The 22,580-nt window shown below is 67.5% G+C and carries 20 protein-coding genes; 14 read left to right on the top strand and 6 right to left on the bottom strand.

Features of this window, described 5'->3' with window-relative positions; genetic code table 11:
• Positions 1-72: 72 nt before the first annotated feature.
• The 3 genes from N5E02_RS11060 to N5E02_RS11050 are packed head-to-tail and all read left to right on the top strand — an operon-like array spanning position 73 to position 8,583.
• A complete protein-coding gene (locus N5E02_RS11060; protein ID WP_279946261.1) occupies positions 73-6,798 on the top strand; it encodes an Hpt domain-containing protein in 6,726 nt (2,241 codons plus the stop codon).
• Positions 6,785-8,122 (top strand): chemotaxis protein CheB, encoded by a 1,338-nt coding sequence (locus N5E02_RS11055; protein ID WP_279946260.1) that lies wholly within the window; start codon positions 6,785-6,787, stop codon positions 8,120-8,122. Before N5E02_RS11060 ends, N5E02_RS11055 begins: the two co-directional genes overlap by 14 nt.
• Complete coding sequence (locus N5E02_RS11050; protein ID WP_065178187.1) at positions 8,119-8,583, top strand: chemotaxis protein CheW; 465 nt, start codon at positions 8,119-8,121, stop codon at positions 8,581-8,583. Before N5E02_RS11055 ends, N5E02_RS11050 begins: the two co-directional genes overlap by 4 nt.
• Positions 8,584-8,671: 88 nt before the next feature.
• Here N5E02_RS11050 and N5E02_RS11045 read toward each other — a convergent pair whose 3' ends face one another.
• Both N5E02_RS11045 and bioA read right to left on the bottom strand, forming a co-directional pair.
• Positions 8,672-9,409, bottom strand: a complete 738-nt coding sequence (locus N5E02_RS11045) for a 16S rRNA (uracil(1498)-N(3))-methyltransferase (RefSeq protein WP_065178188.1) — start codon at positions 9,407-9,409, stop codon at positions 8,672-8,674.
• Positions 9,400-10,791 (bottom strand): adenosylmethionine--8-amino-7-oxononanoate transaminase, encoded by a 1,392-nt coding sequence (gene bioA / locus N5E02_RS11040; protein WP_279946259.1) that lies wholly within the window; start codon positions 10,789-10,791, stop codon positions 9,400-9,402. The genes N5E02_RS11045 and bioA overlap by 10 nt, the downstream gene beginning before the upstream one ends.
• Before the next feature lie 77 nt (positions 10,792-10,868).
• On the opposite strand from bioA, the gene nudE reads away from it, so the two are divergent.
• From nudE to gcvH, 7 genes are all read left to right on the top strand, one after another.
• Positions 10,869-11,432: an ADP compounds hydrolase NudE gene (gene nudE / locus N5E02_RS11035; RefSeq protein ID WP_005414246.1), complete on the top strand. Its 564-nt coding sequence runs from the start codon at positions 10,869-10,871 to the stop codon at positions 11,430-11,432.
• Entirely contained in the window at positions 11,429-12,232 is an 804-nt protein-coding gene (gene cysQ / locus N5E02_RS11030; protein WP_099552045.1) for a 3'(2'),5'-bisphosphate nucleotidase CysQ, read from the top strand. Before nudE ends, cysQ begins: the two co-directional genes overlap by 4 nt.
• A gap of 13 nt (positions 12,233-12,245) precedes the next feature.
• Entirely contained in the window at positions 12,246-13,085 is an 840-nt protein-coding gene (mazG, locus tag N5E02_RS11025; RefSeq protein WP_279946258.1) for a nucleoside triphosphate pyrophosphohydrolase, read from the top strand.
• Positions 13,082-13,411 carry a YnfA family protein gene (locus N5E02_RS11020; RefSeq protein WP_053499515.1) on the top strand — a complete coding sequence of 110 codons (330 nt, stop codon included), beginning with the start codon at positions 13,082-13,084 and terminating at the stop codon, positions 13,409-13,411. The genes mazG and N5E02_RS11020 overlap by 4 nt, the downstream gene beginning before the upstream one ends.
• 136 nt (positions 13,412-13,547) lie before the next feature.
• Positions 13,548-13,850 (top strand): DUF962 domain-containing protein, encoded by a 303-nt coding sequence (locus tag N5E02_RS11015; protein WP_049415586.1) that lies wholly within the window; start codon positions 13,548-13,550, stop codon positions 13,848-13,850.
• A gap of 159 nt (positions 13,851-14,009) precedes the next feature.
• Complete coding sequence (gene gcvT / locus N5E02_RS11010; protein WP_005418427.1) at positions 14,010-15,122, top strand: glycine cleavage system aminomethyltransferase GcvT; 1,113 nt, start codon at positions 14,010-14,012, stop codon at positions 15,120-15,122.
• 93 nt (positions 15,123-15,215) lie between these two features.
• Positions 15,216-15,611: a glycine cleavage system protein GcvH gene (gene gcvH / locus N5E02_RS11005; protein ID WP_005418426.1), complete on the top strand. Its 396-nt coding sequence runs from the start codon at positions 15,216-15,218 to the stop codon at positions 15,609-15,611.
• A gap of 292 nt (positions 15,612-15,903) precedes the next feature.
• Here gcvH and N5E02_RS11000 read toward each other — a convergent pair whose 3' ends face one another.
• Positions 15,904-16,275, bottom strand: a complete 372-nt coding sequence (locus N5E02_RS11000; protein WP_139727521.1) for a hypothetical protein — start codon at positions 16,273-16,275, stop codon at positions 15,904-15,906.
• Between the two features lie 111 nt (positions 16,276-16,386).
• On the opposite strand from N5E02_RS11000, the gene N5E02_RS10995 reads away from it, so the two are divergent.
• Positions 16,387-16,893 carry a hypothetical protein gene (locus tag N5E02_RS10995; RefSeq protein ID WP_032954412.1) on the top strand — a complete coding sequence of 169 codons (507 nt, stop codon included), beginning with the start codon at positions 16,387-16,389 and terminating at the stop codon, positions 16,891-16,893.
• Positions 16,894-16,957: 64 nt separating this feature from the next.
• Here the strand turns inward: N5E02_RS10995 and N5E02_RS10990 are convergent, their stop codons facing one another.
• On the bottom strand, positions 16,958-17,872 hold the full coding sequence (locus N5E02_RS10990; RefSeq protein WP_005418424.1) for a LysR family transcriptional regulator: 915 nt from the start codon (positions 17,870-17,872) through the stop codon (positions 16,958-16,960).
• 114 nt (positions 17,873-17,986) lie between these two features.
• Here N5E02_RS10990 and N5E02_RS10985 point away from each other — a divergent pair, with 114 nt between their 5' ends.
• Positions 17,987-18,745, top strand: a complete 759-nt coding sequence (locus N5E02_RS10985) for an SDR family oxidoreductase (protein WP_279946257.1) — start codon at positions 17,987-17,989, stop codon at positions 18,743-18,745.
• Between the two features lie 146 nt (positions 18,746-18,891).
• Here N5E02_RS10985 and N5E02_RS10980 read toward each other — a convergent pair whose 3' ends face one another.
• On the bottom strand, positions 18,892-20,292 hold the full coding sequence (locus N5E02_RS10980; RefSeq protein ID WP_005418422.1) for a serine hydrolase domain-containing protein: 1,401 nt from the start codon (positions 20,290-20,292) through the stop codon (positions 18,892-18,894).
• Positions 20,293-20,577: 285 nt separating this feature from the next.
• On the opposite strand from N5E02_RS10980, the gene N5E02_RS10975 reads away from it, so the two are divergent.
• The gene (locus N5E02_RS10975) at positions 20,578-21,906 is read left to right on the top strand and encodes an MFS transporter (protein ID WP_005418421.1); all 1,329 of its coding nucleotides are present in this window, start codon (positions 20,578-20,580) and stop codon (positions 21,904-21,906) included.
• A 42-nt stretch (positions 21,907-21,948) separates the two neighbouring features.
• Positions 21,949-22,299, top strand: coding sequence for a DUF1304 domain-containing protein (locus tag N5E02_RS10970; protein WP_005418419.1), 351 nt, complete (start codon positions 21,949-21,951; stop codon positions 22,297-22,299).
• Positions 22,300-22,347: 48 nt separating this feature from the next.
• Here N5E02_RS10970 and N5E02_RS10965 read toward each other — a convergent pair.
• A partial coding sequence (locus N5E02_RS10965) for a hypothetical protein (protein ID WP_279946256.1) occupies positions 22,348-22,580 on the bottom strand: 233 nt, incomplete at its 5' end.

The following is a 22,580-nucleotide window of genomic DNA, read 5'->3' as shown; positions in this document are numbered from 1 at the left end:
GTCGATGAAGCATTTCCATTCCCCACGCCAGAACTCGCGCGGCCACCGCGCGGCGGCGAACGGAGCGCGTCCATGAGCAGTCTGCGCGATGCGATGAGCCACGCAGCGCTGGGCTGGGTCAAGCCCGAGCTGGACGAGACCCTGCGCCAGGTGCGCAACGAGGTCGAGTACTACGCCGAAGACCCGACCGATGCCAGCCGCATGCGCATCTGCGCCGGCTACCTGCACCAGGTGCAGGGCACCCTGCGCATGGTCGAGCTGTATGCCCCGGCGATGGTGGCCGAAGAGCTGGAGCAGCTGGCCAACGCCATCGGCGCCGGCCGCGTGGCCGACCGTGATGAAGCCTGCGCAACCCTGATGCGTGGCAGCGTGCTGCTGCCCGACTATCTGGAACGCCTGCAGAACGGCCATCGCGACATTCCGATCGTGCTGATGCCGCTGCTCAACGAGATCCGTGCGTCGCGCGGCGAAGAAGGCGTCACTGATAGTGTGCTGCTGGCCTTTGCGCCGGACAGCGTCACCGCCACCGAGGCCGAGCTGGACCATGCCCGTGGCAGCCTGAGCGGGCGTAATCGCGAGCTGCTCGACACGGTCGGCAGCGCGGTGAAGGAAGAACTGCTGCGCATCAAGGATGCGCTTGACCTGCACCTGCGCACAGGTGGTGCGCCGGAACAGCTGCAGACCCAGGCCAACGAGCTCGGCGCCGTGGCCGATACGCTGGGCATGATGGGCCTGGGCGTGGCCCGCGGCGTGGTCGTGCAGCAGCGCGATGCGCTGCGCGGCGTGGTCGAAGGTCGCCAGCAGATCGACGAGAACCTGCTGCTGGATATTGCCGGTGCACTGCTGTACGTCGATGCCTCGCTGGACGACCAGGTTGCCCATCTGGGCGCCGGCGGCAGTGGCGAGGACGACCCGAGCGCGGTCGAGAACCGGCGAACGGTGGAGGTGCTGGCGCATGAAGCCATCGCCAACTTCGCCGCTGCCCGCGAGCATTTCGTCGCCTTCATCGAAACCAGCTGGAACCATGCCGAGCTGCAGGATGTGCCACGCCTGCTGGGCGATGTGTCCGGCGCGCTGCGCATGCTCGACCTGGGTACCGCCGCCGATTACCTGCGCGGCGTGCAGCAGTACATCGAGGCCGAACTGATCGGCCGCCAGCGCGTGCCCAGCGGCCGCCAACTGGACACCCTGGCCGATGCCATGGCCAGCCTGGAGTACTACCTGGAAGCCCTGCGCGACCGCCGCCCGGGCCGAGAGGACATCCTCGAAATCACCCGCAGCAGCCTCGAGGCACTGCGCTACTGGCCGCTGCCGGAGCACAATGCCGTTGCGCCGGACGCGCCGGCACTGCTGCCGGTCGAACGTGAGCCGGTTGCGTTGCAGGCCGAGCCCCTGCAGCCGGAGCGCATCGAGGTTCCGGTGCAGCCTGCGGCGCCCGCTGCCGGCGACGTGCCGGTGCCACTGCCGGACTTCACCTTCGATCCGCCGCCGGCCTCGCCGGCGCCGATGGTGTCCGACAACCGCCTGATGTTCGGCGCGCTGGGCACCGTGGCAGCCGTGGCCGCCAGCACGGCTGATACCGGTGCTTCGCCGTTGCCGACGCACGACGATGCGGACGCATCGCTGGTCTTCGCGGCGTCCAGCGCACCTGCGCCGGATGTCCCGCAGTGGGAGCTGGCGCCGTTCCATCCGGAGGCCGACGCCATCGTGCCTGCCGATGACGAGCGCAGCCCGACCTTCGCCAGTTTCGATCCGGTCAGCTTCGAGCTGGCCGAGGGTGATCACTCCGGTGCGCCGCAGTGGTCGCTGTCCGGGGCGCCGCAGATGCTTGAGGAAAGCGCAGCGCCTGTGATCGATGAGAGGACGGACGCGGTGGATTCCTCCGCGACCGCTTTCGATGCTGCACCGGTGTTCGACCCGGTGGCGGCCGAACAGGATGCGGCTGCCGTGGCCGACGACGTGGTGTTCCGATTCGATGCCGACGCGCTGGACAACGCTGACGACGTGCTGTCGCTGCATGCGATGGAAACGCTGTCGCTGGACGATGACGCCGCGTTGCATCCGTCGCTGGAGATCGTCGATGCCGTCGTTCCGCCGCTGGGCGAGGTGGATGAGGCCCCGGATGACCTGCCGGTACCGTCGATCACGCCGCCGTTGATCGATGCGGCGGTTCCGGCGGCGGAAACGTCCGGTCCGGCCGTGTCGGTGATCGATATCGACACCATCGCGCCGATCGATTTCAGCGAGGCCGACGCCCAGTTCTTCGCCGAGCTGAGTGCGGCCGCTGCCGGCTTCAACCCACAGGCGATGGCCGCCGCGGCGTCGCCGGAGGCGGTGGATTCGGCCGTTGCCGGGACCGACGCCGACACCAATGCGGGCTTCGACGCCGGTTTCGACGACGATGCCGAGAACATCGACGAGGACATCCGCGAGGTGTTCCTGGAAGAGTTCGACGATGAGCTGGCCAATCTCGGCACGCTGCTGCCGGCATGGCGCATGCAGCCGGACAACATGGACCGGCTGCGCCCGATCCGCCGCATCTTCCATACCCTCAAGGGCAGTGGCCGCCTGGTCGGCGCACGCACCCTGGGTGAGTTCGCGTGGAAGATCGAAGGCATGCTCAACCGCGTGCTGGATGGCAGCCGCGCCGCATCTCCCGCCGTGCTGGCGATGGTCGACAACGCGCATGCGGCGCTGCCGCAGCTGAACGCGGCGCTGCGCCATGGCCACCGCATCAGCGTCGACCTGCAGGCCATGCAGGCCATCGCCGATCGTGTCGGTGCAGGCGAGGAGACCTACTACGTACCCCTGGCTGGGGCCACTGCATCGGTTGCACCGGTGGCCGAAGTCGAGGGCGAAGACGAGATCATCCGCATTCTCGACGCGGAGGTTGCCGCTTCGGCGCTGGCCGATACCGCCGAGAAGGCCGAAGCCACCGGCACGCCGGCCAACATCGACAGCGTGCTGCGCGAGATTCTCGAGGCCGAGGTGGAAGTCCATCAGGCCACCCTGCAGGACTGGCTGCGTTCGGCGCAGCAGGCACCGCAGCCGGTCAGCGACGCACTCCTGCGCGCAGTGCACACCATGAACGGCGCCTTCGCGATGACCGAAGTGCCCGAGATCACGGCTGTAACCGGCGGTGCCGAGTCCTACATCAAGCGTGCACTGGCCGCCGAAGTGGTGCCGGGTGATGAAGGCGTGGCCGCGCTGGATGCGGCCGCGCAGGCGATCACCGCCACCATGGAAGCGCTGCAGGCCGAACAGCCGCGCATCGCACCGCAACAGGTACTGGCACAGCGCCTGCAGGCGCTGGCCAGCGAGTTGCCGGAAGCGCGCTGGCCGATGGTGGGCCTGGAGGACGACGAAGCTGAGCTGGCGCTGGATGACGAACCGACGGCGGAATGGGATGCGGACGCCCCGGCAGCCGTCGCGCCTGAAACCGATGCGGTCCCGCTTTCGTCCGTCGCGCCGGAGCAGGAACCACAGGCAGTTGCCGATGTCCCCGAAACCCCGGTCGAGGATGCCGCGATCGAGGGCGAGGGCGGGCTGGAGGTCGGTGAGCTGACCGCCAGCGACGATCTTTCGCGCTACTTCGATGCCGGATGGCCGTCGGTACCGGGTGAGGGAGCGGCGTCGCTACCGGTGGTCGAATCGATCCAGGTGGCCGACGACGTTCCGGGCGTTGAGATAGACGGTGTCCAGGCGCAGGCCGAAAGCGCGCCGCTGTTGGGCGACGATGCCGGTTTGACCGTCGTGGACGATCTGTCGCCGTACCTGGATGCCAGTGCGCTGCCGGTCGACGACCGCGATGCCGAAGAGATTCCGGATGCTGTCGAAGCCGTCGCATCTGACCTGAATGCGTCCTCGTTCGATCACGTGCACGTCGCGGACGCTGAGGCATTCGAGACGCCTGCTGCACTGCCACTCGACAGCGAGCTGTCGAGCCTGCAGGATGAAATGGCTGCGCCGGGGTTTGCAGAACCGGTCTCGCTGGACGCCGCGCTCGAGGCCGGCCTGCACGTGATCGACGAAGAGCAGCCCCTGGCCGACGACGGGCAAAGGTCCGTGCTCGGCCTGCAGGCCAGCGAACTCGCGCCGGGCGAGGCGGAAGCCTTTGCCGAGGATGCGGACGTCGGCGGGGAGGCGGCGATCGGTGAAGGAGAGAGCGCCGATCAGCCGTCCCCGGCGACGGTGAATGAGGAGATCGCGGAGGCCGCGACGCCGGCCACCGCCGAACCGGTGCGGTTCTTCGAACTGGAAGACGCGCCGGGCCAGGTGGAAGTCCACGCCGAAGCTGCCGATGCCGATGCCGATGCCGATGCCGTATCGGATGCCCCGGCCGTTGGCGCGCCTGACGCCGACGTGGTTGAAACCGTGGCACCCGACGTCCTTGACATCCCGGTGCCGGAAGACAGCGCCGATACGCTCGACTTCAGCGTCTACGATCGCGAGCTGGTCGACATCTTCGTCGAGGAAGGCAAGGACCTGCTCGACCACTGTGATGGCCTGATCAGCGAGCTGCGCGATGCGCCGCAGGACCGCGAGGTGCTGGCCGGCCTGCAGCGTGACCTGCATACCCTGAAGGGTGGCGCACGCATGGCCGGCATCAACGCCATCGGCGATCTTGGCCACAGCATCGAATCGTTGCTGGAAGCCGTCGCCGCTGGTCGCACCGAGATCGAACGCCGCGATGTGCAGTTGCTGGAGCGCGGATTTGATCGGCTGCACCAGCTGCTCACCCGCACCGGCGACCACCGCGTGGTGGAACCGGCGCAGGACCTGGTCGACGCGTTCGAAGTGCGTACCACCACCGATATCGCTGCGGCGGCTGCTGCAGCCGCAGCCGCAGCCAACGTGGCGAGCGTCGCAGAAGCCACTTCGGCACCGGTTGCCAGTCCGGCATCGGCACCGGCACTGCTTGATGCGCCACTGTCGGCACCGCTGCCGGCCGAAGGCGTGGTCGATGAAGATCCGCTGGCACGCCCGCAGCAGGAACAGGTGCGCGTGCGCGCGGATCTGCTCGACCGCCTGGTCAACCATGCCGGTGAAGTGGCGATCTACCGCTCGCGCCTCGAGCAGCAGCTCGGCGCGTTCCGTGGTGCGATGGGCGAGCTGGAGCGCACCAATGCGCGACTGCGCGACCAGCTGCGCCGGCTCGACCTGGAAACCGAAGCGCAGATCGTCGCCCGCTACCAGCGTGAGCAGGACCAGGCAGACCAGAAGTTCGATCCGCTGGAGCTGGACCGCTTCTCCACGCTGCAGCAGCTCAGCCGTGCGCTGAACGAATCGGCGGCCGACCTTGGCGGCCTGCAAGGGGTACTGGACGATCTGTCGCGCCAGTACGATTCGCTGCTGCAACAACAGTCGCGCGTCAGCTCCGAGCTGCAGGACGGCCTGATGCGCGCGCGCATGGTGCCGTTCGATGGCCTGGTGCCGCGCCTGCGCCGCGTGGTCCGCCAGTCCGGCATGGATACCGGCAAGCAGGTCCACCTGACCCTGGAAGGTACCCACGGGGAACTGGACCGCAATGTTCTCGATCGCATGGTCGCGCCGCTGGAACACATGCTGCGCAACTCCGTGGCGCATGGCCTGGAAGCGCCGGAACAGCGCCGCGCCGCCGGCAAGCCGGAGGAGGGCGAGATCGCCATCCGCCTGCACCGCGAAGGCTCGGAAATCGTGCTGGAAGTGGCCGACGACGGCGCCGGCCTGGACCGCGAGGCGATCCGCCGCCGCGCCATCGACCGTGGCCTGCTGGCTGCCGATGCCCAGCCGAACGAGCAGGAACTGGACAACCTGATCTTCGCCTCTGGTTTCACCACCGCTGACCAGGTCAGCCAGCTGGCCGGCCGTGGCGTGGGCATGGACGTGGTGCGCAACGAAGTGCGCCAGCTGGGCGGTTCGGTCGATATCCAGTCGGTGCGCGGCCAGGGCGTGCGCTTCACCCTGCGCCTGCCGCAGACGCTGGCCGTCACCCAGGCGGTGTTCGTGCAGATCGGCGAGACCACCTTCGCCGTGCCGGTGGCCTCGGTCAGCGGTATCGGCCGCCTGTCGCGCGAACGTTTCGAGGCCGCCGACAGCAGCTACCGCTACAGCGGCGAAGACTATCCGTTGTATGACCTCGGCAGCCTGGTCGGGCAGGCCCCGGCGCGTGCCGATGGCCAGGACCAGGTGCCGCTGTTGCTGGTCCGCGCCGGCGACCTGCGTGCAGCCGTGGCGATCGATCAGGTGCTGGGCAACCGCGAAATCGTGGTCAAGCCGGTGGGCCTGCAGATCGCATCGGTACCGGGCATCTACGGTGCCACCATCACCGGCGATGGCCGCGTGGTGGTGATCCTGGACGTCGCGCCGCTGGTGCGCCGCTTCCTGGCCAATCCGACGGCACCGGTGCTGGCCAATGCGCCGCGCGACGAACGCCAGGTGCCGCTGGTGATGGTGGTCGATGACTCGCTGACCATGCGCAAGGTGACCGGTCGCATCCTCGAACGCCACAACTTCGAAGTCAGTGTCGCCCGCGATGGCGTGGAAGCACTGGAGCGGTTGGAAGAGCGCGTGCCGGACCTGATGTTGCTGGACATCGAGATGCCGCGCATGGACGGCTACGAGCTGGCCACTGTGATGCGTGCCGATCCGCGCTACAGGGATGTGCCGATCGTGATGATCACCTCGCGCAGCGGCGACAAGCACCGCCAGCGTGCCTTCGAGATCGGTGTCCAGCGTTATCTGGGCAAGCCGTACCAGGAACTGGACCTGATGCGTAACGTGTACGACCTGCTGGGGATCGCCCGTGTCCGTGAGTGAAACCCATCCGGCCCCGGCCGTCGCCCTGCTGGCCCGCCCCGGTACGGCGCGTGAACGCCTGCGCGAGGCGCTGGCGCATGCCGATGTACAGCTGGTCCTGGAAGATGATCCGAACGGCCTGGAGCCGCAGGTCCTGCAGGCCGCGGCCCCGCAGTTCGTGGTGATCGCGCTGGAAGCTGCCATCGAGGACGCACTGGAACGGTTGGAATCCGTGCTCTCGGCACCGGGGCTGACCCTGGTGTTCGATGAGGCTGAGCTGGCCGCCCGCCGCGACGGCTGGGAGGCGCAACGCTGGGGGCGCCACCTGGCCGCCAAGCTGCACGGCCACCAGCAGGTGTTGCCGCCGGGCGCCGAAGAAGAGCCCAGCCTGCAGCTGGAGCCTGGCCATCCGGCGCCCGCGCCGGCGCCGCAGGAAGAAGCCCTGCGCCCGCACCTGGAACAGGCGCTGAGCTGGGCCGATGACGTTCCGGCCGACGGCCTGTATTCGCCACCGGCAGACCTGCACGAACCGATCGCGCTGGAGCAGGCCCTGGCGGCGCTGCAGCCGGTCGTGCCCGAGCCTCTGGATCCGCCTTCGGCGCCGCAGGCACTGGCCGAACCGGCGACGCCTGCGACACCGCCGGTCTCCTTCGATCACACCGCCTGGTCGCTGGTGGAAGAATCGATCGAAGCACCCGTATCGGCAGAAGCCGTGGCGCCGGTCGTCGCGCCGCAGCCCTCGTTCGATACCGATCATTTGAGCCTGGTCGATCTGGATGCCGTCGCCCCGGCCGGTGCGCGTGCCGCATCGCTGCTGGTGCTGGCCGGCATCGGTGGCCCGGATGCGTTGCGTCGCCTGCTCGGCGCACTGCCCGCGTCGTTGAGTGTGCCGGTCCTGGTGCACATGCGTCTGGATGGTGGCCGCTACGGCAACCTGGTCAAGCAGATGTCCCGCGTTTCGCCGTTGCCGGTGCAGCTGGCCGAGGCCGGCCAGCACGCGGTGCCGGGCGAGGTGCACGTGCTGGCCGATGATATCGGCGTGCGCGCGGCCAGCGATGGCCTGCATTTCCAGAGCGATGCCAGCGGTATTTCGCTCGCTTCGCTGCCGGCCGAACACACCGCGCTGGTGCTGCTCAGCGGTTCCGACCTGGCCCACGTAGGCCCGGCGCTGGACCTGGCGGCCGCCGGTGCGTGGGTGGCCGGGCAGGTGGGCGAGGGCTGCTATGACCCGGCGGCGGCCACCGCCGTGGTGGCTGCCGGCATGGTGGCCGGTGAACCGCAGGAACTGGCGCAGGCGATTGCCGCGCGCTGGGGTGAGCAGGACGACAACGGAGACGCACCATGAGCTACGCCAGCAATGACGAAATCCGCGGCGTCCTGATCCAGGCCGGCAACGAGCGCGTGCTGCTGCCCAATGCCACCGTGGCCGAAATGATGTCGCGCGTGCCGGTGCAGCCGGTCTCCGATGCACCGCGCTGGCTGGTCGGCGAGATCGGCTGGCACGGCTGGCAGGTGCCGCTGGTGTCGTTCGCACGCCTTTCGGGGCTCGGCGAAGAGACGGTGGCCGGCCACAACAAGGTGGTGGTGCTGAAGTCCCTCAGCGGCAACGTGCAGCGCCCGTACTACGCGCTGCTGACGCAGAACTTCCCGCAGCTGATCTCGGTGCCGCGCGACGGCCTGCTGGCCGACGCCTCCGAAGAAACCCTGCCGCAGACCGTGCACATGCGCGTGCTGCTGGGTGAGCAGAGTGCGCTGCTGCCGAACCTGGACGCGTTGGAAGCGGCGCTGGATTCGCTCGCCGCCTGATCCACCAGACCGGTAGTGCCGGCCGCTGGCCGGCAACCTCATGATCCCGTGGATGCCGGCCAGCGGCCGGCACTACCACGAACCTGTCTTATCCCAGGTCGCCCAACCGCGCCTGCAACGCCGCGATCGCGGCCAGTCCGGCCGTTTCCGTGCGCAGGATCCGCGGGCCCAGCTGCAGTCCCTGGAACCCGGCCGCTGCCAGCTGGTCGCGGTCGCGCGGGGACCAGCCTCCTTCCGGGCCGATCGCAAGCACGAGGCCCCCTGCCGGAGCGGCCGTCAGCGTCGACAGGCGATGTGCGCCCCGCGGGTCCAGGGTCAGCCGCAGCGTATCGGCCGGCAGTACCGCCGCAGCCTGCGCCAGCGACAGCGGCGAACCCACCTGCGGGATGCGCGCACGCCCGGACTGGCCGCAGGCCGACGTCACCACGTTGTTCCAGTGCGCCACGCGCTTCTCGGCCCGTGCTGGATCGAGCTTCACCTCGGTGCGCTCGGCGTTGACCGGAATGATCGCCGCCACGCCCAGTTCGGTGGCCTTCTGCAGGATCAGGTCCATCTTCTCGCCACGGGCGATGCCCTGCAGCAGGGTGATCGCCAGCGGTGATTCATTGTCGATGGCCTGCACAGCATCGATGCGGACCTGTACCTCGCGCTTGCCGGCCACGGTCAGTGTCGCGCTGTAGTCGTTGCCATCGCCGTTGAACAGCACGCACGTATCGCCCTCGCGCAGGCGCATCACCCGCACCAGGTGGTTGGCCGTCTCTTCCGGCAGGGTCACGGTCTGGCCGCTGTGCAGCGCCAGGTCGATGGGGCAGCGGGTCACGCGCATGCAATCGCCTCGTCGATGGCCGCCAGCGTGGTGTGTGCCAGCAGCTCCAGTTGTTCGTCATCCACGCAATAGGGTGGCATCCAGTACAGCACGTCGCCCAGCGGGCGCAGCACCACGCCGCGCTTGAGGGCGGCCTTGTAAGCGTGCAGGCCCAGCCGCAGGCCCGGATCGAAAGGCGTGCGCCTGTTGCCGTCGCGCGACAGCTCGAACGCCACCACCATGCCGGCCTGGCGCACGTCGGCCACGTGCGGATGGTCGGAAAATGGCGCCGCCAGCGTGCCCATCACCGACGCGATGCCCCGGTTGCGGGCGATCACATCGTCGTCGCGGAAGATGTCCAGCGTCGCCAGTGCTGCCGCGCAGGCCAGCGGATTGCCGGTGTAGCTGTGCGAATGCAGGAAGGCGCGCTCGCGCGAGTCGTCGAGGAAGGCGTCGTACAGCGCCTGCGTGGACAGCACGGCGGCCAGCGGCAGGAAGCCGCCGGTCAGGCCCTTGGAAAGGCACATCAGGTCCGGCATCACCCCTGCCTGCTCGCAGGCGAACAGGGTGCCGGTGCGGCCGAATCCGGTGGCGATCTCGTCGGCGATCATGAACGCGCCATGGGCATCGCACAGTTCGCGCACGCGCTGCAGATAGACCGGGTCATGCATGCGCATGCCGCCGGCACACTGCAGGCGCGGTTCCAGGATCACCGCGCAGATCTCGCCCGGATGCTGGTCAAACAGGGTGGCCAGGCCATCAGCGGCCTGGCGTGCGCGATCAGCCGCACTCTGGCCCGGCTCGGCCAGGTAGGCATCGGGCGAGGGCGCGAACAGGCCTTCGGCCAGCAGCGGCGCGTAGACGCGGCGGTACAGCGGAATGTCCGCCATCGCCAGCGCTCCAAGGGTCTCGCCGTGGTAGCCGTTCTCCAGCGCGATGAAGCGCGTGCGCCGTGGCTCGCCGCGGTTCTGGAAATACTGGAAGGCCATCTTCAGCGCGACTTCAACGCCGGCCGAGCCGTTGTCGGCGTAGAACACCTTGGCCAGCGGCTCGCGGCCGGGCTGGCGTGGCGCCAGCGCCAGCAGGCGCTCGGCCAGGGTGATCGCCGGCTCATGGCCGAAGCCAGCCAGCATCACCTGTTCCAGCTGCCCGGCCTGCGCCGCGATGGCGCCGCCGATGCGCGGCTCGGCATGGCCGAACAGATTGGTCCACCAGCTGCTGACGGCGTCCAGGTAGCGGTTGCCGTCGTGGTCGATCAGCCATGCACCTTCACCACGGGCGATCGGCACCAGCGGCAGGGTGTGCGGGTGCTCACGCATCTGCGTGCACGGGTGCCACAGCACCTGCAGGTCGCGTTGCCGCCAGTGCTGGGCCAGCGGGGAGGGGGTTGGGTCTGCTAGCATTTCGGGCTCATGAACATGTTGCTGCCTGCACATTCTATCGGCCCCGGCGCTGGCGCCGGCCGCCGCGGAGATTCCGCATGAACGATGACCGTGCCGGCCGTCGCTTGCCGATCATCCATCGGATCACCGATGAGGAGAACGGCCCCTTCCAGCGCCAGCACCTGGACCTGGAGTTCTCCAACGGCGAACGCCGCCGCTTCGAGCGCCTGGTCAGCCGTGGCCACGGCGCGGTGGTGGTGGTGCCGATGCTCGACGACGAGACCGTGCTGCTGGTACGTGAATACGCCGCCGGCATGCACCGCTACGAACTGGGCCTGGTCAAGGGCCGGATCGACGCCGGTGAAACCCCCGGGGAGGCCGCCGACCGCGAGCTGAAGGAAGAAGCCGGTTACGGTGCGCGCCGGGTCGACGTGCTGCGCGCAATGACCCTTGCCCCGACCTATATGAGCCACCAGTCGTGGCTGGTGGTGGCACGTGACCTGTATCCGGAAAAGCTGGCCGGTGACGAGCCGGAAGAACTGGAAGTGGTGCCGTGGAAGCTGGCCGAACTGGACCAGCTGATGCTGCGCGAGGACTTCTCCGAGGGACGCTCGCTGGCGGCGCTGTTCATCGCGCGCCAGTGGCTGCAGGGAACGCGATGATCAAACTGACCACGGACCTGCGCGAGACCGCCATCGCCATCGCCCAGGAAGCCGGACAAGCCATCATGCAGGTGTATGCCGATGGCTTCGAGGTGCAGATCAAGGATGACAACAGCCCGGTTACCGCCGCCGACCTGGCTGCCAACCTCGTGATCGAGCAGGGCCTGCAGCAGCTGACTCCGGACCTGCCGATCCTGTCCGAGGAATCGGCGCAGGTGGGGTGGGAGCAGCGTCGTCACTGGGGCGCGTACTGGCTGGTCGATCCGCTCGACGGCACCCGCGAGTTCGTCAAGCGCAATGGCGAGTTCAGCGTCAACATTGCCCTGATCTACCAGGGCGCACCTGCCTTCGGCGTGGTGCTGGCCCCGGTCACCGGCATCGTCTGGCATGCCATGCGTGGCGAGCTGGCCTATCGCCGGCAGGGCCTGCACGACACTGTGCTGCGCACCCGCACGCCGGCCACCGCCCCGCTGCGCGTCGCCGCCAGCCGCTCGCACCGCTCGCCGGAAACCGAGGCGCTGCTGGCGCGCATGGGCCGCATCGAGACCATTGCGCAGGGCTCGTCGCTGAAATTCTGCCGGATCGCCGAAGGCGGCCTGGATGTCTACCCGCGGCTGGGCCCGACCTCCGAATGGGATACCGCTGCCGGCCAGTGCGTGCTGCATGCCGCCGGCGGCGCGGTGCTGTCGGCCGCGACCGGCAAGCCGTTCCGTTACAACCGCCGCGAAACCCTGTTGAACGGCGATTTCATTGCCCTTGGTGATACCAGCCTGCCGTGGCGCGACTGGTTGTCCGACTGATCCTGGAGGCCCCATGAGCGCGCACGACACCCCCACCACCGGCAGCGCCGCAAGCAGCGAACTGGAGCGCCTGCTGGCGATCATGGCGCGGCTGCGTGACCCGCAGGGCGGCTGCCCGTGGGATCTGGAGCAGAACTTCGCGACCATCGCCCCCTACACCATCGAGGAAGCCTACGAAGTCGCCGATGCGATCGACCGGGGTGACCTGGACGATCTCTGCGACGAGCTCGGCGACCTGCTGCTGCAGGTGGTGTTCCACGCACGCATGGCCGAGGAGCAGGGCGCGTTTGCCTTCGCCGAGGTCGCCCGTGCGATCAGCGACAAGATGCAGCGCCGCCACCCGCACGTGTTCGCCGATGTCAGCGTGGACGATGCCGACGGGGTGACGCGCAACTGGGAGGCGATCAAGCGCGCCGAGCGTGCCGCCAAGGGCGAGCAGGACACCTCCGCACTGGCCGGTGTCTCGCGCGGCCTGCCGGAATGGCAGCGGGCGGTGAAGCTGCAGTCGCGCGCGGCCAAGGTCGGTTTCGACTGGCCGGGTCCGCTGCCGGTGCTGGACAAGGCCGCCGAGGAGCTGCAGGAGCTGCGCGAGGAGTTCGAACGTGGCGATGTCGCGGGCAACAAGGCGCGCCTGCAGGAAGAACTGGGCGACCTGCTGTTCGTCTGCGCGAACCTGGCGCGTCATGCCGATATCGATCTGGGCGCTGCACTGCGTGGTGCCAACCACAAGTTCGAGCGTCGCTTCCGCGCGATGGAAGCGCAGGCCGACGCACAGGGTGACGCGTTGGCCGAACTGGACCTGGATGCGCAGGAAGCACTGTGGCAGCAGGCCAAGGCAGCAGAGAAGGCGTGAAAACGCTCGGCCTGTTCCTGCTGACCGCGCTGGCCGAGATCGTCGGCTGCTACCTGCCATGGTTGTGGCTGCGCAAGGGAGGCAGCGTCTGGCTGCTGCTGCCGGCGGCGGCCAGCCTGGCCGTGTTCGCCTGGCTGCTGACCCTGCACCCGACGGCCAGTGGACGGGTCTATGCCGCCTACGGTGGCGTCTACATCGGCACCGCGCTGTTCTGGCTGTGGCTGGTCGATGGCATTCGTCCCAGCCGCTGGGACCTGCTGGGCGCAGCGCTGTGCCTGGCCGGCATGGCGGTGATCATGTTCGGGCCGCGCACTTCATCAGTGTAGAGCCGAGCCATGCTCGGCTGCTCTTCCTTCCGGCCGCGCTGGCACGCGCAAGCCGAGTATGGCTCGGCTCTACAAGGGCAGCGCTGCCTTCCGGAAGGCGCATGATGTGGGCGACCCTGGTCCCCGGAGCCTGCTCATTTCCCGCTTCGCCAGCTTCCGCGAGTTCTATCCGTTCTATCTCAGCGAGCACCGCCACCCGGTATCGCGGCGGCTGCACTTCATCGGCAGTTGCGGGGTTCTGCTGCTGGTCGCCACTGCCTTGCTGCGCGGCCAGCCGCTGTTCCTGCTTGGCGCCCTGTTCTGCGGCTACGGGTTCGCCTGGGTCGGCCATTTTTTCTTCGAGAAGAACAGACCGGCGACGTTCCGCCATCCGCTGTACTCGTTCATGGGTGACTGGGTGATGTTCCTCGACATCCTGCGTGGGCGGGTGCGCCTGTAGCGGGCGGCTGCGGCGCCTTGCGGGCATTGCCTCGCCGGCAGAGGAAAGGGCGGGGCGGGTTGCACTTCCGCTTGCATGAACCGCTGCGCTGCGGCACGCCTGCGGGCGACCGATCTGGGATAATGGGGTTTCCTGTTTCCTCTGCTGCCGGACCCGGTCATGACCCAGAAGACGCTGCTCAACGATACCCACCGCGCCCTTGGCGCCAAGATGGTCGATTTCGGGGGTTGGGACATGCCCATCCACTACGGCTCGCAGCTGGACGAGCACCATCTGGTGCGCCGTGAGTCCGGCGTGTTCGACGTCAGCCACATGACGGTGGTCGACCTGCGCGGTGACCAGGTCAAGCCGTTCCTGCGCCGCCTGCTGGCCAACTCGGTCGACAAGCTGAAGGTGACCGGCAAGGCACTGTACTCGTGCATGCTGAATCCGCGCGGCGGCGTCATCGACGACCTGATCGTCTACTACCTGGGCGACGACTTCTTCCGCATGGTGGTCAATGCCTCTACCCGCGAGAAGGACCTGGCCTGGCTGCGCGAGCAGGCTGCGCCGTTCGGCGTCGCCGTCGAGCAGCGCCCGGACCTGGCCATCCTCGCCGTGCAGGGCCCGCAGGCGCGCGACATCGTGATCGGCCTGGCCCGCGAAGCCGACCGCGCAGCGTTGACCAAGCTGGGCCGCTTCGCCGCCCTGCAGGTGCAGTCCGATGACGGCGTCGAGCTGTTCGTCGCGCGCACCGGCTACACCGGTGAAGATGGTTTCGAGATCCTGCTTCCGCAGGACGCCGTGGTCGCCTTCTGGAACCGCCTGCTGGCGGCGGGCGTGAAGCCGGCCGGCCTTGGCGCGCGCGACACCCTGCGCCTGGAAGCGGGCATGAACCTGTACGGCCAGGACATGGACGAAGAGATCAGCCCGTACGAAGCGGCGCTGGCCTGGACCGTGTCGCTGGACGAAGGCCGCGACTTCATCGGCCGCGACGTGCTGGAGGCGCAGAAGAGCGCCGGCACCGCGCGCCAGATGATCGGTCTGGTGATGGACGAGAAGGGCGTGCTGCGCCACGGCCAGACGGTCACCACGGCCAGCGGCCAGGGCGAGATCCTGTCCGGCACTTTCTCGCCGACGCTGGCCAAGGGCATCGCCTTCGCCCGCGTGCCGGCCGGTGAACTCGGCGAGGTCACCGTCGACATCCGCGGCCGTCAGGTGCCGGTGCGGGTGGTCAAGTTCCCGTTCGTTCGGGAAGGCCAGGCGCAGCCCGGCGTGCTCACCGACGCCTGAACCGTACGTGCCGGTCGTCACTGACAGCAGTGGCGGCCGGTTGGTTACACTAGCCCCGTTTTTTCCACCCCTGCATATCTCTGGAGCAGTCCCATGAGCGAGATCCCCGGCGACCTCAAGTTCCTCAAGTCCCATGAGTGGGCCCGTGTCGAAGGCAATGGCCGCGTCACCGTCGGTATTTCCGACCACGCCCAGGGCCTGCTGGGTGACCTGGTCTACGTCGAACTGCCGGAAGTCGGCGCCGACGCCAAGGCTGGCGAGCAGATCGCCGTCGTCGAGTCGGTGAAGGCCGCCTCGGACGTCTACAGCCCGATCAGCGGCAAGGTCGTCGAGGTCAACTCGGCCCTGTCCGACAAGCCGGAAACCATCAACGAAGATGCCTACGGCGAAGGCTGGATGTTCGTGGTCGAACTGACCAACGCCGATGAGGTCAACGAGCTGCTGGACCCGGACGCGTACGCCGAAGCCCTGGAGAACGAAGACCACTGAGTCGTCGTTTCCGGATTCTGGAACGGCCACCTTCGGGTGGCCGTTTTTGTTTTGGCGACTGCACCGGACTCATGACGCGGGGTTCGCTGCGCACCCTCGGCGTGGCATCAGCCGACAGGCGAACGGTGCCGATGGGCGTGCGCAGTTTTGCGCAAATCCGCGTTTCAGCCCCGCGCCGACGCACTCGGATGTGAAAACTTTTCGCCCCCTGTTGCGGCGCTGTTGTGCTGGCGTTGGTGGCGGCGCCGGTGACCATCGACGTCGCACGCGCGATGCCGTTGCGAGTCTGTGTCTAGATGCGCGGAGTGCTTATTTCAAGTGCTTTTTGTTCAACGTATGCATCGATGCCGGTGCATGCAGCACGCTTGCGCGACGCTTCAACCGCCATGGCGGGCCGCGTAGAGCAGTGGCGCCGACGGCACTCGGAAAGGCGCGGATGTGAAAATTTTTCGCGGGGGTTGTTGACAGTAAAAAAAACCGTGATTAGGTTTCGCCTCAGCAGACCTTGCCTGCCCAACCGAGTGCGCAGAATCAATCGTCCGATGCGAAGCAGCCCCTTCAAGACCACCGCGACCCTGATGACGGTGGACACGGCCCCGCTTCCCCCGGAGAAATGCAAGGCACCTTCCGTTCCGATGTCCGCTCCGCCGATCGAGGCGGGCATCGCCGCATCCGTAACGGCGCGCTTGACGCGCCGGCGGTCCCCGCACGCAGCATCCGCGGGTTTGATCCAACTGGGCGTTTCAACTCCCTATCACTGACGAGGAGCCATCCCATGGCAACCAAGAAAGCTGCGAAGAAGAAGCCCGCCGCCAAGAAAGCGGTGAAGAAGGTCGCGAAGAAGGCCGCTGCCAAGAAGGCAGTGAAGAAGGTCGCGAAGAAGGCGACTGCCAAGAAGGCAGTGAAGAAGGCGGCGAAGAAGGTCGCCAAGAAGACCACTGCGAAGAAGGCAGTGAAGAAGGCGGCGAAGAAGGTCGCCAAGAAGTCCACTGCCAAGAAGGCCGTCAAGAAGACCGCGAAGAAGGCGGCCAAGAAGGCCACCAAGAAGACTGCCAAGAAGGCTACGGCCCGCAAGCCGGCCAAGAAGGTCGCAAAGAAGGCGACTGCCAAGAAGGCCGTCAAGAAGACCGCCAAGAAGGCAGTAAAGAAGACCGCGAAGAAGGCCACCAAGAAGGCTGCCCCGAAGAAGGCAGCGAAGAAGGTTGCCAAGCGCAAGCCGGCCGCCCGCAAGAAGAAGGCCGCTCCGGTCGCTCTGCCGGCAACCCCGGCGCCGCTGATCTAAGTACTTCCCGATAGCCGCATCCTGAAACCCCCTTCCCTGGCTGCCCAGCGGGGAGGGGGTTTTTTTATGGGCGGCTTCGGTCGCCTGGTTGGGCGATTGCCGGCGGGAATCGTTCCACCAGGAAGTCGAGGAAGCTGCGCAGGCGGGTGGAATGGTAACGATCGTGCGCATAGACCACATGCATCGGCCGACCGGCCTGGCCGTGCCCTGGGAGCAGCTGCACCAGTCGCCCAGCCTCGACATCGGCTGCCAGCAGCAGCGTCGACTGCAGGATGATGCCCAGGCCATGCAGCGCCGCCGAACGCAGCGCTTCGCCATTGTTGATCTGCAGCCGGCCGTCGGGCACGTGGTCGAGCTCGCCAGCGTCGTCCTGCAGCCACTGTGCAAGTGCACTCGGTTCGAACGACAGGCATTGATGGCCGGCAAGTGCATGCACGCTGTCTGGCGTGCCATGCCTGGCCAGATACGCCGGCGAGGCGCACATCATCAGGCGATAAGGGGCCAGGGCTCGCGCCACCAGCACGCTGCTGTCGGCCAGCGTGCCGATCCGCAGCGCCGCTTCGAAGCCCTCTTCGGCGAGGTCGACTACGCGATCGGTCAGCGTCGCTTCGACCCGGACATCCGGATGGCGCGCCATGTACTCGGCCAGTGCCGGTACCAGTGCATGCGTACCGAAGATCACCGGTGCACTGATGCGCAGCGTGCCCGCCGGTGCCAGGTGCTGGTGCTGCGCCTGCGCATCGGTTTCGTCCACCAGGCGCAGGATCTCCCGGCAGCGCGTGTAGTAGTCCTGGCCGAACGGCGTCGTGTGCTGGCGCCGGGTGGTTCGGCTCAACAGCTGCATGCCCAGCCGTGATTCCAATGCACGCAGATGCTTGCCGGCCATCGTCGCGGAGATGTCCATCGCCGCAGCTGCAGCACTGAGGCTGCCCTTGTCCACGATCAGCACGTAGACCTGCATGCTTTCCAGCAGGTTCATCTGACACCCCGGGTGTTGAATGCTGAAACCTGCGCGGAGTTTATCAATCAGGGGTGATCAAACAGCATGTCGTGCAAGGGCTGGATTGGCCGGCCATGCGGACAGGAGAACACCATGGACTTGAATCTTGCAGGCCGCACCGCTTTGGTGACGGGCGCGGCCAGCGGCATCGGTGCCGCCGTCGCCAGGCAGCTGGCGGCCCAGGGCGTGCGCATTGCCATCACGTCACGGCAGCGGGCACCGCTGCAGGCGCTTGCGGCGCGGATCGAAGCCGAAGGCGGCGCGGCACCGGTCATCGTGGCCGGCGATGTCACCGTGGCCGGTGACGTCCGGTACATCGCGCAGGCATCCCGGGAGGCATTGCAACGCGTCGACATCCTGGTCAACGCCGCAGGTGGCTCCCGGCCGACCACCGTCGATGCCGATGATGATGTCTGGGAGGAAGCGATCGCCCTGAACTTTTCCGCCGCGCGGCGGATGACCCAGGCGCTGTTGCCTGGCATGCAGGCGCAGGCATGGGGACGGGTGATCAATTTCAGTGGTTCGATGGAACCGCGTGCGGTGAACGCGGCCACTGCGGCGAAGGCGGCGCTGCATCTGTGGAGCAAGGGGCTGTCGTCGGAGGTGGCCGGGCAGGGCATTACGGTGAATGCGATTGCACCGGGGCGCATCAACAGCGCGCAGATCCTGGAACGCCTGCATCCCACCGAGGAATGCCGACGTGCGTTCATCGCCAGCAACATCCCGATCGGACGCTTCGGTAAACCCGAGGAAGTGGCGCCACTGGTGGCGTTCCTGTCCTCGCCGCTGGCCGGCTACATCACAGGCGCGGTGATTCCGGTGGACGGCGGCATGCACTACTTCGCGCACTAATGCTGCGGAGCTGTAGAGCCGAGCCCATGCTCGGCCACCTTGCGCCAGGATTCCGCTCAGCCGAGCACGGCTCGGCTCGGCCCTACACAACAACAAAAAGGGCGGCCCGCAGGCCGCCCTTCGCACACCCGATCGAGCCCGCCTTATCAGCGCGGCGACGCCACCGCACGATTGCCCGAGGCGCCCTTGCCCTTGCGCTTGTCCTGCTGGGCCGGGCTGGCGCCCTCGGCCATCAGGTTGTCGCTGCCGAAGTCGGTGTCCACGTCCAGCCAGCGCTGCGCCGGCAGGCCGAGCGCGGAGTCGAGCACGGTCGGCAGCAGGCCGCTGGGCAGGCTGCTTTCGCCATTCCACATGATGGCGATGCCCAGATCGCGTTCCGGCACCAGCGCGACCAGGCCGCGATAGCCCTGCACGGCACCGGCATGGAACACCACGTCGTGGCCGGCGTAGTCGAAGGTGCGCCAGCCCAGGGCGTAGCCGGCCGAGTGCAGGCGCTCGCGGCGCCAGCCAGAACGCATCTCGCCGGGGGTGCTGATCAGGCTCGAATGCAGGGTGGCCAGCAGCGGTGCCGGCAGCACGTCGGGGCGGTGGCCGGTGTGGGCGAGCAGCCACTGCGCCATGTCGCTGGCGCTGGCATTGACGCCGGCCGCCGGGGCGACCCGGTAGTAGGTCGGCTTCGGCGTCAGCGAGACCCAGCCGTTGCGGCTGCGCACATGCGGACGCGCCCAGCGCGAGCTGGCCTGGATGCCGGCCAGGCCGAGGCTGGCATCGTTCATGCCCAGCGGCTTGAAGATGCGGCGCTCGACCGACTGCTCGTAGAAGCTGCCGGAGGCCGCGTAGACGACATCGCCGATCAGGCTGAAGGCTACGTTCTGGTAGGCATAGCAGTCGCCCGGCAGGCACTTCAGGCTGGTGTTGGCCAGTTTCTGGGTCAGCGCGTAGTACTCGGCGTTGCCTTCGATGTCGCGGTCGTAGGCGTTGTAGGGCAGGCCGACGCGATGGCTGAGCACGTCGGCCACGGTCAGGCGATCAGTGGCTTCCGGCGAGTTCAGGCGGAAGCCCGGCACATAGTCGGTGACCTTGCTGTCCCAGCGCAGCGTGCCGTCGTTGACCAGCAGGCCGGCCATGGTGCCGGCGAAGGCCTTGGACAGCGAGGCCAGGCGGAACACGGTGTGCGCATCGACCGGCAGCGGATTGTTGACGTCGGTGACGCCATAGCCGCGCGCGCTGAGGATGCGGCCGCCCTGCACGATCGCCACGGCCATGCCCGGCACGCGTTCGCCATAGGTGAGCTGCTGCGCCATCGATTCGATGTTGGCGACGTTGAAGCCGGGCGCCGGGGCCTGCACGCGCGGCACCAGGCCGGTGCGGTAGGCCGCCGGCTGGGTGTGGGCGACAGTGGGACCCGCAGCGGATTCGATGTTGGTCGGCATCGGCGGCAATGCCGGCGGTGTCTGCGCGGTGGTGGACAAGGCAACGGGCATCAGCATGCCCAGCAAACCGGTGGCCGCCGAACGGATCGGGCGACGCAGGCTGTTCTTTTTCATCGGTTGGACCCGTGCGCGACTGCTGATGGCGATTCTAGCGCCGCTTTTCCCTTGTGCACAAACAAAGCGAAGATGAATGCGCATCTCGTTGAAAAATTTGGAATTTGAGGCGCTGGAAGCATGTATCGGAACGTGTCATCCCGGGCTGATCAGCGGAGCTGATCCGCCCGCAGGAAGGCGCGTCGCGCTGGCGATGTTGCGGTGCATTGGCTAACGTACGCGTTTCATCGCCCCGGAGCCTGCCATGCCGCTGTCCAACCGCCGTCTTCAGGCGAGGGACACCGCGTGAGTGCGGTACGGGGGAAGGGGCCGCTGCAGGGCCTGACGGCGGCACTGCGCGAGTCGCCGGCGCTGTGGTGGTCGTTCCTGTACTTCTTCTGCCTGCTCAGCGGCTACTACGTGCTGCGCCCGGTGCGTGAGGCCATGGCCGCCTCGGCAGACCTGGAAACGGTGTTCCCGCCCGTGCTGATCGCCTGGTTCGCCAACCACGGCGTCGCGTTGAAGGACTTCGTGCTGCAGTTCCTGTTCTCCTGCGTGTTCGTGATCATGCTGGTGCTGCAGCCGGTGTACGGCTGGCTGGTCAGCCGCTTCCCACGACGGGTGTTCCTGCCGGCGGTGTATGGCTTCTTCATCGTGACCCTGCTGGGCTTCTACATGATGTTCGACAGCGGCGTGCCGGGCCGCGGCATGGCCTTCTTCTTCTGGATCACCGTCTTCAACCTGTTCGCGGTGGCGGTGTTCTGGAGCTTCATGGCCGATGTGTTCTCCAATGTGCAGGCCCGGGCCTTCTATGGATACATTGGCGCGGCGGGCACCGTCGGTGCCTTCCTCGGCCCGTTGATCACCAGTGCGCTGGTGCAGCGCGTGGGCATCGCCAACCTCATGCTGGTCTCGGCGGGATTCCTGGTCGTGTGCCTGTTGTGCATCTGGCGGCTGCGGCACTGGGCGGTGCTGCGCGAACGCGAGCAGCAGCTGGTGTCCGGCGAGCAGCCGATGGGCGGCAGCGTGCTGGACGGCCTGAAATTGATCGTGCGCGAGCCGCTGCTGCGCTGGCTGGCGGTGATGGTGGTGTTCGGGGTGGGCGTCGGCACGCTGCTGTACAACCAGCAGGCCAGCATCGTGCGCGCGGCCTTCACCGACCCGGCGGCCAGTACCGCGTTCTTCTCGCGCATCGACCTGGCGGTGAATGCGCTGGCGCTGTTGATGCAGCTGGGCCTGACCCGTTGGTTGCTGTCGCGCCACGGCATCGCGCCGGCACTGCTGATTCCCGGTTTCGCGATCCTGATCGGCTTTTCGGTGCTGGCGGCCTCGCCGATGCCGCTGATGGTCGCGGTAGTGCAGGTGATGACCCGGGCCAGCGAATTCGCACTGGCCAAGCCGGCGCGCGAGACAATCTACACGCGCGTGGACCGGCAGTGGCGCTACAAGGCCGGCGCAGCGATCGACACCGTGGTCTACCGCGGTGCGGACCTGAGCTTTGCCTGGGTGCACAAGGGCCTGTCATTGTTCGGCTCGCATGTAGTGTTCATCGGCGGCATGCTGGTGGCCGCGTGCATGACCGCAGCCGCGTTCGGTGTACTGCGCGAAGAAAAGAAACTGCCGCGCGACCGATGATTTCCCGGGCTCCGAGCCCCATCCCTGTCCAAGGAACCGCCCATGTACTGGATCGCACTCGCCCTGACCTTGCTGGTCGCACTGCTGCACGTCTATTTCCTGGCGCTGGAGATGTTCCTGTGGACCCGCCCGCTGGGTCTGAAGACGTTCCGCAACACGCCGGAGAAGGCGGCGACCACGCGCGTGCTGGCGGCCAACCAGGGCTTGTACAACGGCTTCCTGGCAGCAGGCATCGTGGTGGGGCTGGTGATCGGGCAGCCGGTGCTGGTGACGTTCTCGCTGGCCTGCGTGGTGGTGGCGGGGTGCTATGGGGCGTACAGCGTGAGCCGCCGGATCTTCATGATCCAGGCGGTGCCTGCGATCCTGGCGTTGGTGTTTCGCGCGGTAGCGTAGTTTCCAGCCAACGGCGCAGCCCCTCGTGGGTTGGTCGCGTAGAGCGGGTCATGTGTTGGGTGTGGCGGATGGGCCGTGCAGGGGACGCTGCAAGTACGTCCATGTAAGCTCGATGGCGCCATCCATGGCGCCAACGCCCCTGCACGGCCCACCCGCCACACCCCTGACAGGTTCCGTGTGCGGCCAGCCCACGGAGAAGAAAGAGAAGATCAAGAGCAACAGCAACAGCAAAAAGCGGCCGGTGGGCCGCTCTTGCTTCTGCTTCTGCTCTTCTTTTTTCT

Source organism: Stenotrophomonas sp. GD03777 (genome assembly GCF_029842485.1).
Lineage (GTDB): Bacteria > Pseudomonadota > Gammaproteobacteria > Xanthomonadales > Xanthomonadaceae > Stenotrophomonas > Stenotrophomonas sepilia.
Note: the sequence above shows the minus strand (reverse complement) of the source record. Positions and strands in the feature narration are given on the sequence as shown.